We start from the raw sequence: 13056 nt of genomic DNA on the forward strand, positions 1-13056 counted from the left end.
CGATCACCCGGATGAGGTCCTCGTCGTCGATGATCCCCGGGGCTCCGCCGGTGCCGAGCACGATCGCGATGACCAGCAGTGCGGACCCCCCAGCCAGACCCGTGACACCGCCGAGGATTGCCACCCATTTCCAGCGACGGGCGATGGGAGGCGGCGGATACTGCCACGCGTTGCGCTGCGGCGGGTAGTCAGGCAGGGCCCGCGGCTCGAACACCTCTACATCGTGTCACGCCCCGGTAACCTCTGATCCGTGATCCTCGCCGCCGCTGTGTGTCCCCACCCGCCGATGATCATCCCGGAGATCGCAGCAGGGGCTTCGGGCGAGCTGGCAGACGTGCGCGATGCGTGTGAACTGGCCATCGCCATGCTGCTGCAAAACGCTCCGGACCGCGTGGTCGTCCTGGGTTCGGGCGACGCGGAGGCCGATCGCGACGAGGGAGCCGGAGGTACCTTCGCGGCGTTCGGCGTCGATGTGCACGTGGGCGGGCCGGGCACTGACCTCCCATTGAGTCTCGCCGTCGGAGCGTGGCTGCTCGACCGAGCCGGGTGGGCTGGACCCCGGACGTACTCGACCGGCACCCCCGACGTGGCTGACCGGGTCGTGCTGCTGGTGATGGCTGACGGAAGCGCCAAGCGTTCGACCACCGCGCCGGGATTCCTCGATGACCGGGCCGAGGCTCACGATGCCCATATAGCGACTGCGCTGCGAGAGGGAGCCAGCGAGACGCTCAGCACGCTCGACCCCGCCCTCGGCGCCGAGCTGTGGGCCGCGGGAGTGCCCGTCCTGAAGGTGCTGGGGGAGATGACGACGGGCGCCGACATCGACGCGCGACTGCACGTCGACGTGGCGCCCTTCGGCGTCGGCTACTGGGTGGCCGACTGGGTGCTGCGCTAGCTACTTGTCATCCTCGGCGAGCTTGTCGACGCCGTCCTTGGTCTTGTTGGCCGCACCGTCGATCTTGTCGTCAAACCTGCCCTTGGTGGCTTTGCTGATCGCGTCCGCAGCCTTGTCGATCCCACCGTCGATCTTGTCGTTGTGACTCGCAGCCACGCCAGCTGCCTTGTCCCTGAGTTCAGGCGCCTTCTTCTTCAGCTTGTCGAGAAATCCCATGTCGCGCTCCTCATCAACAGGTGCGGAGGCATCCGCCTCCGTTTGGCCCCACAGCCTACTGCGAGACTTTCGACATGTCTGTGGGCGATTGCATCGTGACCGTGGTGGGTCCGACCGCATCGGGCAAGTCCGCGCTCGCGGTGGCCCTGGCCCGTCACCTCGGTGCTGAGATCATCAACGCCGACTCGATGCAGTTGTACAGCGGCATGGATGTCGGCACGGCCAAGCCGACCGAGGCGGAGCGTGGAGGCATCCGCCACCACCTGTTCGACGTGCTCCAGGTCACCGAGACGGCGACCGTCGCGGAGTTCCAGACCTGGGCGCGAGACGCCGTGCAGGACTGCGTGTCCCGCAGCGTCACACCGATCGTGGTCGGCGGATCTGCGCTGTACGTCCGCGCTGTCCTGGACCGTCTCGACTTCCCCGGGACCGATCCTGCGATTCGCGAGCGGTGGACCGCCGAGCTGGCAGCGCGCGGCGCGGAGGCCCTGCATGCTGAGCTTGCGGCCCGCGACCCTGCCGCGGCCGCGCAGATCCTGCCGACCAACGACCGCCGCATCGTCCGTGCCCTCGAGGTCATCGAGCTGACCGGTGAACCCTTCGTTGCGACGATGCCGGCGCACGACTCGGTGTTCGACGGGCTCGTGATGCTGGGCCTGGACATCCCGCGTGACGTGCTCGATGCACGTCTCGTGGCGCGGGTCGATCAGATGTGGGCTGATGGCTTCGTCCAGGGGGTGCGGGCACTGCGCGAGAACGGTCTCGACCAGGGGCTGACTGCGGGTCGAGCGTTGGGCTACCAGCAAATTCTGGGTTTCCTCGACGGTGAGACGACGGAGGACGAGGCGCGGCAAGCGACCGTGGTCGGCACCCGAAAGTTCGCTCGCCGCCAGGACCGGTTGTTTCGCAAGGATCCGAGGATCCACTGGCTTCCGTACGATGCCACTGACCTGGTCAGCACAGCGCTGGAGTTCATCGAGGCTCGGCAGCAGCGACGCCCCGAGTAGACTGGTGGATATGGCATTTCCATGGCTCAAGGGACACGGCACGGAGAACGACTTCGTGCTGCTCCCCGACCATGACGGCACGATCCACGGCGAGCTCGACGGCGCCTTCGTGGCCGCGCTCTGCGACCGGCGGCGCGGCATTGGAGCCGATGGGGTCATGCGAGTCATCCGCACGTCGGCACTCGGTGAAGAGTCGGCAGGCGAGTGGTTCATGGACTACCTCAATGCCGATGGCTCGGTCAGCGAGATGTGCGGCAACGGCATCCGGGTCTTCGCCCTGCACCTCGTGCAGGAAGGCCTGGCCGATGCGTCCGAGCCCCTTGTCGTCGGCACTCGCGATGGCGACAAGGTCATCACGTTCGGATCGGATCGAGCGGCCGGAGCTGGCACCGCGATCTCAGTCGACATGGGTGTTCCTGAGGTGCGTGGAGTCTCCAAGGTCGGCGCGGGCGGTCGAACCTGGGAGGCCCACGAGGTGCACACCGGCAACCCGCACGCGATTGCGTTCGTCGAGCGGCTCAGCGATGCCGGCGCCCTGCTGACCCAGCCCGACTACGACCAGGCCGTCTACCCCGACGGCGTGAACATCGAGTTCGTCGTCCGCGAGGGTGCTGAGCACGTCGCGATGCGCGTCCACGAGCGCGGATCGGGCGAGACCCGATCCTGTGGCACCGGCGCCTGTGCCGTGGCGGTCGCCGCAGCCGTGGCCGACCACACCCCCCGACCCACCACGTACCGGGTCGACGTGCCCGGCGGCACGGTTCACGTGACCTGGCGCGCCGACGACCACCTCATCCTCACCGGACCCGCCGAGATCGTCGCGCGTGGCGACATGGAATGGATCGCATGACCGACGCTACGGCTGGCACGCCCGCAGGCCCGCAGGGCAACACCGACGGCCTGGAGCTCGAGGAACGCAACTCCCTGCGCCGAGTCGCGAACCTGCGCACCGAGCTCGAGGACATCACCGAGGTCGAATATCGGCAGCTGCGGCTCGAGCGGGTCGTCCTGGTCGGCGTGTGGACCGAGGGGACGTCCGAGGACGCTGACAACTCGATGGCCGAGCTCAAGCTCTTGGCCGAGACCGCTGGCTCGGAGGTTCTCGATGCTCTGATCCAGCGCCGTCAGAAGCCCGACCCCGCGACCTACATCGGCACCGGCAAGGTCGACGACCTTCGCGCCGCGGTCGAGGCGACCGGCGCCGACACGATCATCTGTGATGGCGCGCTGGCCCCCAGCCAGCTGCGTAATCTCGAGGATCGCTGCAAGGTCAAGGTCGTCGATCGGACTGCCCTGATCCTGGACATCTTCGCCCAGCACGCCAAGTCCAAGGAGGGCAAGGCGCAGGTCGAGCTGGCGCAGCTGCAGTACCAGACGCAGCGCCTGCGCGGCTGGGGTGGCAACCTTTCCCGCCAGGCTGGTGGACAGGCAGCCGGCGGCGAGGGAATCGGTGGCCGCGGCCCCGGTGAGACCAAGCTCGAGACCGATCGCCGTCGCATCCAGATGAAGATGACCAAGCTTCGGCGCGAGCTCAAGGATCTCGGCAAGGCTCGGGAGACCAAGAAGGCCAACCGTCGTCGCCACGACATCCCGTCGGTGTCGATCGCCGGCTACACCAACGCCGGCAAGTCCAGCCTGCTCAACCGGCTGACCGACGCCGGCGTGCTGGTCGAGGACGCGCTGTTCGCGACGCTCGACCCGACCACCCGCCGCACGCAGACCTCGGATGGTCGGGTCTACACGATGTCCGACACCGTCGGACTGGTCCGCAACCTGCCGCACCAGCTCGTCGAGGCGTTTCGCTCGACACTGGAGGAGATCGCCGAGTCCGATCTGATCCTGCACGTCGTCGACGGGTCGCACCCCGACCCCGAGGGACAGATCGCGGCAGTTCGCGCCGTGCTGGCCGATGTCGATGCGCTTGACGTGCCCGAGATCATCGTCATCAACAAGGCCGATGCCGCTGACCCGCTGGTCCTCAAGAACCTGCTGTCCCGTGAGCCGCACGCGGTTGTCGTCAGCGCGCACACCGGCGAGGGAATCGATGAGCTGCTCGGCGCGATCGAGGCTGATCTGCCGCAACCCGCCAGCCGAGTGGACGTGATGCTGCCGTACGCCCGCGGGGACCTGCTCAACCAGATCCACACCCAGGGCGAGATCGAGTCGCTCGACCACGAGTCCGACGGCACGCACGTCGTGGCTCGGGTGCACGGTCAGCTCGCCAGCGAGCTCGAGCCGTACGCGGTCTGACCTCGGCCGCGACCCCGGGGTGGGAGGTCTGTGGATCCGAGTCAGGCGACGTGCCGTCCCGCGACTAGCCTTGCGCCATGCCTTCTGAGCCTGATGTCCGCGAGGTCCTCCATGCCGCGGTCGAGGCAGTGGGAGGTGAGGACCGACCCGGTCAGATCGAGATGGCCGAGGCCGTCCAGCAGGCTCTGGAGAGCGGCCGACATCTCCTGGTGCAGGCCGGCACCGGCACCGGAAAGTCGCTGGGCTACCTGGTGCCGAGCCTCCTGCATGGCAAGCGGGTCGTGATCGCCACCGCGACACTCAATCTGCAGCACCAGCTCGTCGAACGCGACCTGCCGGCGCTCAAGGATGCGGCGAAGGCGACCCTGGACACCGTCCCGCATCATGCCGTCGTGAAGGGACGCGGCAACTACGCCTGTCTGCACCGTGTCCGTGAGGGTGCTCCCGATGACCAGGGGACACTGGTCGACGTGCCGGAGGGCTCGCTGGGTGCCGAGGTCCTCGAGCTGCGCGAGTGGGCTGAGGAGCAATCCACCGCCGGGCACATCGCCGACCGGGACTCCGCCCCGTCCCACACCGACCGCGCCTGGCGGCAGGTCAGCGTCAACCACCGTGAGTGCCTCGGCGCTTCCCGCTGCGCCCACGCCCAGGAGTGCTTCGCCGAGCTGGCGCGGGAGGACGCACAGACCGCGCAGGTCGTGGTGACCAATCACGCCCTGCTGGCGATCGACGCGATAGACGGCGTGCCGATGTTGCCGGAGTACGACGCGGTGGTCGTCGACGAGGCCCACGAGCTGGCCGCGCGGGTCACTCAGGCGTCGACCGACGAGCTTGATCCGGTCGTGGTCGAGCGGGCCGCGCGTCGCGCTCGGGGACAGGTCGACGGGCGGGAGGCCGAGGACCTGACCGATGCCTCCGACGCATTGGCCGACGTGCTGGCGCGGACGGAGGAAGGTCGGATCGATGAGCCGTCACAGCCGCTGAGCGAGGTGCTGGCCTTCGTCCGCGACAGCGCTCGCGCCTGCCTCTCGGCATTCCCCAAGGACAAGGACAAGGGCGAGCCCGATGCAGCGCGCCAGCAGGCGCGCGGCATGGTCGACGACGTCCGCAAGATCGCCGAGCGCATGGCCGCCAAGGGCGAGACCGAGGTGCTGTGGATGAGCGACAATCGCGGCAACAAGCAGCTGCACATCGCTCCGATCGATGTCTCGGCGAGCCTGCGCGACAAGCTCTTCGGGGACAAGACCGTGGTGCTGACCAGTGCGACCCTCCAGCTGGGCGGTGGCTTCGACCCCGTGGCGCGATCGTTGGGGCTGGAGCCGGGGGCAGACACGTGGAGCCCCCTGGATGTCGGTTCACCGTTCGACTACCGCAGGCAGGGCATGCTCTACGTCGCCACGGATCTTCCCGTGCCGGGCCGCGACGGGCTCGAGGAGGCGCAGCTGGCCGAGATCACCTCGCTGATCGAGGCGGCCGGCGGTCGAACCCTTGGCCTGTTCTCGTCGCGACGGGCCGCGGAGAGGGCCGCGGAGGAGGTGCGCGAGCGCCTGCCCGACATCGACATCTGGTGCCAGGGCGATGCCCAGCTGCCAGAGCTCGCGAGGCGGTTCATCGAGACACCGAGCACGTGCCTGTTCGGCACACTGAGTCTGTGGCAGGGCGTCGACCTTCCGGGGGACACGTGCCAGCTGGTCATCATTGACCGCATCCCGTTCCCGCGTCCCGACGACCCGTTGATGAGTGCCCGGCAGCGCCTGGTCGAGAAGCGCGGCGGCAATGGCTTCATGAGTGTCGCGGCGAGCCACGCAGCGCTGCTGCTGGCGCAAGGGACCGGGCGGCTGATCCGCCGCGACACCGACAAGGGCGTCGTGGCGATCCTCGATCCGCGGCTCGTGACGGCACGGTACGGCTCGTTCCTCGCCGCTTCGCTGCCCGACATGTGGCGAACGACTGATCGCGACACGGCGCTGGCTGCACTGCGCCGTCTGGATGAGTCCGCGAAGTCCATCGAGCGCCCCAAAGTTTGATAACCTTGCCCAGATTCTCTTCCACCAATCGCTCGGGGATGACATGACGTCGCGCCTCACCGCACTGCTGGTTGCCATCCCGGCTTTGGTCGCCGGGCTGCTGGTGACCTCCCCCGCAGAGGCCGCCACCACCAATGCGAGCGTCAAGACCCGGACCGTCGCGATGTACCCCTCGTCCTATCTGGGTGCGGGCAGGGTCTACGTCAGCTGCAGCGCCAGCACCACCTGCCGGGGAACCTTGCAGTTCGTGGGCGACAGCTACAAGCGGTCGTACGCGGTCAAGGCCCGGTCTTCGGCCTACGTCACCGTGTGGATGCACCGAGACAACCCGGACTATCCAGAAGGGTTCAATGCCGACGGCTCTCCTGTGTCGCACAGCAACGTCGGTCTGACCATCGACGAGAGCGAACCGAGCAACTCCCGTCCCCGCACCTACACCACGATGCGGACCGAGACCCGGGTGACCAAGCAGCAGATCCGCGGCAGCATCCTTCCGGTCAACGGCGCGGTCGCCGGCATGCGGGACCTGCGGGTCGAGCTGGTCCGCGCGCTCAAAGGCGGCAACACCGAGGTGGTCAAGTCCGCAGCCGTGACCGAATCGGGTTCTGAAGCGAAGTACTCGTTCACTGTGGGCCTTGGCATGAACAACTCGCCGTCCACTGCCTACCGGCTCAAGATCCGCGGTGTCGATCCGGCCAGCGAAGCGCGATCCTGGTACTACCGTGGCGCCGACGGCATCCCCACGGGAGGTGGGCGCTACCTGCGCGACGCTACGTCGGTCCAGGCTCGGGCGACCGGCCCCTACGACGCTGACTTCAGCTACACCTCGATCAAGGGCTCGGTGAGCAGCGGTCAAGGCAGCCAGGTCACCGTGGCCGCGCCGCCGCCGAGCTTCTCCAGCAGCTCCACGGCCAATCGAGAGCTGGACTACCCACGCTGCGCCAACGTCTTCGGCCACGCCGACGCGGATGCCAGTGGCAGATACACGGTCGGCTTCCTGCCCGCGACGAACAGCATCGACAACCGGTACATGATCGGCCTTCGCTCTCCCGGCGGCAGCGTCGAGGTTTGGTACGGCAAGGACCGCACGCCCTACGGGAGCTGCTACGACGCGACCAACTACACGTACTCGCGGGCCAACCTGATCACGCTCAACGGACCCCTCGATCGTTTCGCGGACGAGGTCAGCACGAACCTGACCAACGACGTCACGGTCACGGCCAGGTTCTCCTCGGCCTACCGGTCCAAGGCGACAACCTCAGATCGCTGGCTGCGTCTGCGTGAGCAGGTGCCTGGCGTGCCGATCCTCGACTCGCCTGTGGTCGCAGAACGTGTGGCCAGCAGCTCGACCGGCTCGGCAGTGTTCACGAATCTGCGGCCCGGCAGGTTCTGGGTCGAGGTCGGCCGGCGTACTGGTTGCTCAGCCTGGTATCCCAGCCGCTACCCCGACAACTCGGCTTACTTCAAGGGCGTCGATCGCAGCGCCGAGCGTTGGAAGACGGTCGCCGGCAAATATGCGGAGTACGCCAAGTCCTATGCGATGGGTTACATAGCCAGGACACCCCCAAGCGGCTACAAGGGGTGGATGTATCGCGGCTACTGCAAGGCATATGGCACGGGTGTCTACGAGGCCCACTCGCTGCGTGGTGCCGGCAACACCTACCCAGTCACCCTGGGGACCAACCCGCAGGGCGCCGTCGTCAAGGGTCGTGTGACCCGTGTGGGCGGCAAGACCAACAAGGAGATGATGGTGCGGCTGTCATCTTCGGATGGCAAACGGGTCATACGCACCGATCTGACCGATGGCAGCGGCTACTTCTACGTCGCCGGCCTGGCATCGGGCAACTGGACGATCTCGGTCAACTCCGACTCCTGGCGCGGTATCGGTCGCAGCTTCAGCGGCAAGCACTCCGTCAAGGTGTATCGAGGACACGGCTACAACGTCGGCACCCTTCGCTTCAACGGCTGACCGGACTGTTGGCAGGCTGGTGACATGAGCGTCCTCGTGACCGGCGGAGCCGGGTACATCGGCTCGCACGTCGTGCGGGCGCTGCGACTGGGTGGGCTCGACTGTGTCGTGGTCGACGATCTGTCCAGCGGCCATCGTTCCTTCGTGCCGTCGGACGTCCAGCTCATCGACCACAACATCCTCGAGACCGAGGTTGTCGCCAAGGCGATGGTCGAGCTCGAGGTCGAGGCAGTCGTCCACCTGGCGGGATACAAGTACGCCGGAGTGTCGGTGCAGCGCCCGCTGCACACCTACGAGCAGAACGTGCAGGGCACGGTGAGTCTGCTGCAGGCGATGGGCGAGGCGGGCGTCGACAAGATCGTGTTCTCCTCGAGCGCGGCAGTGTATGGAACGCCTGACGTAGACGTGGTGACCGAGCAGACGCCTCCCGCGCCCGAGTCGCCATATGGCGAGAGCAAGTTGATCGGCGAGTGGTTGCTGCGCGATGCGGCTCGGGCCTTCTCGATGCACCACACCTCGTTGCGTTACTTCAACGTCGTCGGCTCCGCCGTTCCAGATCTCTACGACACCAGCCCGCACAACTTGTTTCCGCTGGTCATTGAAGCATTGGGCGAGGGGCGCACCCCGCGGATCCACGGCGACGACTATCCAACCCCCGATGGCACCTGCGTGCGCGACTACGTGCACGTGGGCGATCTGGCCGACGCTCACGTCGTGGCGGCACGGAAGCTCCTGGACGGGGTGCCACTCGAGCCGGTCTACAACCTCGGCAGTGGCGACGGTGTGTCGGTGCGGCAGATCATGGACGCGGTGGCAGAGGCAACCGGAATCGCCTTCGATCCCGAGATCGGTGATCGGCGTCCCGGGGATCCTGCGCGCATCGTGGCGTCGGGCGAGCTTGCGGCTCGCGACCTGGACTGGGCGATGCGGCACACGTTGGTCGACATGGTCCGGAGCGCCTGGGACGCTCGTCGCTGACGCCGGAAGCGAACCCGACCGATCTTCCGACGCTCAGACGCGTCGCAGGACCGCGGTGACCTTGCCCAGGATCGTGGCGTGGGCGCCGTCGATGGGGGAGTAGTCATCGTTGTGCGGCAGCAGCCACACCTTGCCGTCCTTGCGCTGGAACGTCTTGACCGTCGCCTCGCCGTCGAGCATCGCCGCGACGATCTCGCCGTTCTCGGCGTTGGGCTGCTGGCGAATCACGACGTAGTCGCCATTGCAGATCGCCGCGTCGATCATCGAGTCGCCCGAGACCTCGAGCAGGAACAACGTGCCGTCACCCACGAGCGACTTGGGCAGCGGGAAGATCTCCTCGACCCGCTCCTCGGCCAGGATTGGTCCGCCTGCAGCGATGCGGCCCACCAGTGGAACATTCGTAGCGGTGGGCATGGCGTCGCCGATGCCGGTCTCGTCGAAGGTGCTCTCGACCGCGCTGCTCATGGAGCGGCGCGCTGCCATCACATCGGGAAGGAAGATCTCCAGTGCCCGCGGCCGGTTGGGATCGCGCTTGACGTAGCCGAGGGCTTCGAGGGCCCGGAGCTGGTGCGCGACCGACGACGTGCTGGTGAGACCGACTGCCGCACCGATCTCGCGCATGCTGGGCGGGTAGCCTCGCTTCTCGATCTCGTCACGCAGGAACTCCAGCACCTTGCGCTGCCGCGCGGTCAGTCCGGTGGAGTCGGCCGGCCCGTCCGGGAGCTCGGTGACTTCGGCGTTGCGGTCATCACTCATGCTCGAAGAGTAGCCCTGAACACACCCTTTGTTCAAACATATGTTCGATGGCGTGTCGTGCGCACCGCGCCTAGGTTGGGGCGGTGTTCAAGACCCTCGTGAAGCCCGGAAGTCCCAGATCAGCGGTCGTGACCGGAGCCGGGCGGGGGATCGGCCGAGCCATCGCGATCGAGCTCCTGGACCGAGGCTACGAAGTCGTGGTGACCGACGTGGATGGCGCCGCGGCCGAGCGGACCGCCCAGGAGATCGGCGCGACGTTGGGGCTCGTCCTCGATGTCACCGATCCCGAGGCGAACCGCGACGTCGCGGCTCGCGCGTGCGAGATCGCGCCGCTCGGTGCCTGGGTCTGCAATGCCGGAGTCGGCACCGACGGCGACCTGACGACGTTGTCGATCGGCCAGGTCCGCACCATGGTGGACGTCAACGTCCTCGGCGTCATGTGGGGGGTGCGCGCCGCTGCCGACACGTTCCGTGGTCAGGCCGTGGGCGGACTGAAGGGAGGCGAGATCGGCATCCTGGCGTCGCTCAGCTCGCACGCACCTGTGCCCGGGCTCAGCGTTTACGCCGCAACGAAGGCGGCGGTGCTGTCCCTGGCGATCTCCGTGGCCTCCGAGCTGCGCGGGGACAGGATCGGTGTGCACGCGGTGTGTCCCGATGGCACCGACACCGCCATGGTCGAGAGCATGGATGTGCACGGAGGCGCGCGCGAGGCGCTGGCCGCGGGGGTCATGCTGACCCCTCCACACGTCGCCCGGGAGCTCGTCGACCTGTTCGGCACCCGACGCGTCTACCGCACCCTGCCGGCCTGGCGTGGGGTGCTGGGTCGCATCGGGACCTTGTCGCCGGTCGGTTTCATGTACGCCGACCCGATGCTGCGCCGCCTGGGTGCGCGCCGGCTCAGGAAGGCCGGCAAGCGATGAGCTATCTGGTGGTGGGCACCCGGATGGGTGATGGCTGGTCGGTCGAGGTCCGTGACGTCGGCACGACCACGGCCCGGGACTTGGCTGCCGTCGAACCGGCCGCCCGCGCGTTGCTGGCTTCGGCAGGCAGGGCGGACGCCGCAGACGTCGACCTGCAGCTCCTGCTGCCCGACTTCGAGGTCGACCTGAGCGAGCGCACGCTCCCCGGATCGCGGGGCCCCACTGCGGCGCTGCTGAGCGGCGTGATCGCACTCATCGTGGTGATCGGCGCGCTCTCCTTCCTCGCCGGGCGGCTCCTCTAGCCCGATCACGCGCGGGGACGTGATCAGTGCTCAGTGGGGCTTTTCGGTCCGAACGGTAGCCGCCGCCCCGGCTCCTCGGTGTCTGGCTCGGCTGCGTCCTCCTCGATGACCTCGACCGGCACCGTCTCGCCAGCCGTGCCGGCCTCGGCCGTGCGCCACTGGGCGATCTCCTTGTCCTCCTCGACGGTCTCGCCAGTCACGACCTCTTCGCGCACTGCCTCGACGCAGCTGCCGAGCAGGATCGCGTAGATGCCGATCCACAACCAGAGCAGGAGCACCACGACGCCAGCTAGAGCTCCGTAGGTCTTGCCGTAGCTGCCGAAGTTGTCGACGTACAACGAGAAGCCGACCGACACCGCGACCCACAGGGTGCTGGTGACGACGACTCCCGTGGTCACCAGTCGGGACGTGCTCGTGCGGTTGGGCGCGATGCGGAACAGCACCCCGATGGCCGCGACGACCGCTGCGACCAGCATCACCCAGCGAGCGATCTCGAGTCCGGTTCGCAGACCAGGCACGATGTCGATCGCGTCGAACACCGCGGGTGCGGCTGCGACCAGCGCAATGACGACGAGCAGGAACACGATGGAGCCGGCCGTCAGACCCAGCGCCAGCAGCTTGCGCTGGATGAAGTTGCGCGTTTCGGCGAGGCCGAACATCGAATTGATTGCGGTGACCAGGTTTCCGACGCCGCCGGCCGCGCCGTAGATCGCCAACAGGATCGCGATGATCAGTCCGATGCCGAGCGAGTCGCTGGAGGTCGAGGTCAGCGATTCCAGCTGACCCGTGACCAAGGATGCGGCGTCGGCCGGCAGGGCTGCGGCGATGTCGGCGGACTGCCGCTGCACGGTCTCGGGGGAGGCCACGAGGCCGTACGCGAGGACGCTCGCGATCAGGGCAGGGAAGAGCGAGAGGAAGGCGTAGAACGCGACTCCGGCGGCAAGAAGCGGTGCCTGTTGGGCGGAGGCCTGTTTCCAGGCGGTGAGGATGTTCGAACGTGCAGTGGCCATGGGTCGAACGTAGTCGTGTGGCGAGTCGATCGCCTCCGTACGGGCCCGGACGCCGTGATTCGCGCCACCATCGAAGGTGAATATTCGCTGCAATGCCAGTCTGCCATGAAGACCAATCGAAATTGTGTTCGATCAATGCTTCCTTTTGTCGGACCCGTCACCTATCGTCGTACATGTGTTCGATCGAACGTCTGTTCGCACCATCGAATGACATCGAGAGCAGCGTTTGATCGTCCACACCACACGTCAGGATCACCGTCTCACTTCCCCATGGAGGCACACATGAGCACCATCGCATTCGGTCACAGCCGTCACCTCAGCCCGCGCACCACCGACCGTCCGGTCCGTCACCTGCGCGCGGTTCCAGCACCTCGACCCACGCCGCAGGTTCGACTGACCCAGCGTGGCAAGGCGGTCGTGCTCGGCGCCACGGTCGTGGCAGTCGCACTGCTGGCCGTGATGTTCGGATCATCCTCGGTCGCCGGCGACGCCATCGGCTCAGCGCCTGACACGACCGCGGTCCAGGTGCTCCCGGGGCACACGCTGTGGGAGATCGCGTCCGAGGCCAATCCCAACGGAGACATCCGCCAGACGGTCGATGAGATCGTCCGACTCAACTCTCTTCCGAACGCGTCTGCGCTGCAGATGGGATCGGAGATCGCGGTGCCGGTCTACCAGTAGGTCTCACCGACGCATCATCACGACGTCCGCGGCGCATCTTGGGGA

At 67.3% G+C, this 13056-nt stretch carries 14 protein-coding genes; 10 read left to right on the forward strand and 4 right to left on the reverse strand.

Features of this window, described 5'->3' with window-relative positions:
* Window positions 1-214, reverse strand: a 214-nt coding sequence (locus WB461_RS05290) for a hypothetical protein (protein ID WP_423851674.1), incomplete at its 3' end; no start/stop codon positions are given.
* Window positions 215-250: 36 nt separating this feature from the next.
* Here WB461_RS05290 and WB461_RS05295 point away from each other — a divergent pair.
* Entirely contained in the window at window positions 251-895 is a 645-nt protein-coding gene (locus tag WB461_RS05295; RefSeq protein WP_423851675.1) for a hypothetical protein, read from the forward strand.
* Here WB461_RS05295 and WB461_RS05300 read toward each other — a convergent pair whose 3' ends face one another.
* On the reverse strand, window positions 896-1111 hold the full coding sequence (locus WB461_RS05300) for an antitoxin (RefSeq protein WP_423851676.1): 216 nt from the start codon (window positions 1109-1111) through the stop codon (window positions 896-898).
* Between the two features lie 74 nt (window positions 1112-1185).
* Between WB461_RS05300 and miaA the strand changes: the two genes are divergently transcribed.
* The 6 genes from miaA (at window position 1186) to galE (ending at window position 9342) form a co-directional block, all read left to right on the forward strand.
* On the forward strand, window positions 1186-2118 hold the full coding sequence (miaA, locus tag WB461_RS05305) for a tRNA (adenosine(37)-N6)-dimethylallyltransferase MiaA (RefSeq protein ID WP_423851677.1): 933 nt from the start codon (window positions 1186-1188) through the stop codon (window positions 2116-2118).
* Window positions 2119-2128: 10 nt separating this feature from the next.
* Complete coding sequence (dapF, locus tag WB461_RS05310; protein WP_423851678.1) at window positions 2129-2968, forward strand: diaminopimelate epimerase; 840 nt, start codon at window positions 2129-2131, stop codon at window positions 2966-2968.
* Entirely contained in the window at window positions 2965-4368 is a 1404-nt protein-coding gene (hflX, locus tag WB461_RS05315; protein WP_423851679.1) for a GTPase HflX, read from the forward strand. Before dapF ends, hflX begins: the two co-directional genes overlap by 4 nt.
* Window positions 4369-4445: 77 nt before the next feature.
* Window positions 4446-6395 carry an ATP-dependent DNA helicase gene (locus WB461_RS05320; RefSeq protein WP_423851680.1) on the forward strand — a complete coding sequence of 650 codons (1950 nt, stop codon included), beginning with the start codon at window positions 4446-4448 and terminating at the stop codon, window positions 6393-6395.
* Between the two features lie 43 nt (window positions 6396-6438).
* Complete coding sequence (locus WB461_RS05325; protein WP_423851681.1) at window positions 6439-8364, forward strand: hypothetical protein; 1926 nt, start codon at window positions 6439-6441, stop codon at window positions 8362-8364.
* 24 nt (window positions 8365-8388) lie between these two features.
* Window positions 8389-9342 (forward strand): UDP-glucose 4-epimerase GalE, encoded by a 954-nt coding sequence (gene galE / locus WB461_RS05330; protein WP_423851682.1) that lies wholly within the window; start codon window positions 8389-8391, stop codon window positions 9340-9342.
* A gap of 33 nt (window positions 9343-9375) precedes the next feature.
* On the opposite strand, the gene lexA is transcribed toward galE, so the two are convergent.
* Window positions 9376-10098, reverse strand: coding sequence for a transcriptional repressor LexA (lexA, locus tag WB461_RS05335; protein WP_423851683.1), 723 nt, complete (start codon window positions 10096-10098; stop codon window positions 9376-9378).
* An 83-nt stretch (window positions 10099-10181) separates the two neighbouring features.
* Here lexA and WB461_RS05340 point away from each other — a divergent pair, with 83 nt between their 5' ends.
* The gene (locus WB461_RS05340; protein ID WP_423851684.1) at window positions 10182-11018 is read left to right on the forward strand and encodes an SDR family NAD(P)-dependent oxidoreductase; all 837 of its coding nucleotides are present in this window, start codon (window positions 10182-10184) and stop codon (window positions 11016-11018) included.
* Window positions 11015-11320: a hypothetical protein gene (locus tag WB461_RS05345; RefSeq protein WP_423851685.1), complete on the forward strand. Its 306-nt coding sequence runs from the start codon at window positions 11015-11017 to the stop codon at window positions 11318-11320. Before WB461_RS05340 ends, WB461_RS05345 begins: the two co-directional genes overlap by 4 nt.
* 23 nt (window positions 11321-11343) lie before the next feature.
* On the opposite strand, the gene WB461_RS05350 is transcribed toward WB461_RS05345, so the two are convergent.
* Entirely contained in the window at window positions 11344-12330 is a 987-nt protein-coding gene (locus WB461_RS05350; RefSeq protein WP_423851686.1) for a YihY/virulence factor BrkB family protein, read from the reverse strand.
* A gap of 282 nt (window positions 12331-12612) precedes the next feature.
* Here WB461_RS05350 and WB461_RS05355 point away from each other — a divergent pair, with 282 nt between their 5' ends.
* Window positions 12613-13011 carry a hypothetical protein gene (locus WB461_RS05355; RefSeq protein ID WP_423851687.1) on the forward strand — a complete coding sequence of 133 codons (399 nt, stop codon included), beginning with the start codon at window positions 12613-12615 and terminating at the stop codon, window positions 13009-13011.
* The last annotated feature ends 45 nt before the right edge of the window (window positions 13012-13056 follow it).

Origin of the sequence: Aeromicrobium sp. (assembly GCF_049587115.1) — a bacterium.
Classification (GTDB): domain Bacteria; phylum Actinomycetota; class Actinomycetes; order Propionibacteriales; family Nocardioidaceae; genus Aeromicrobium.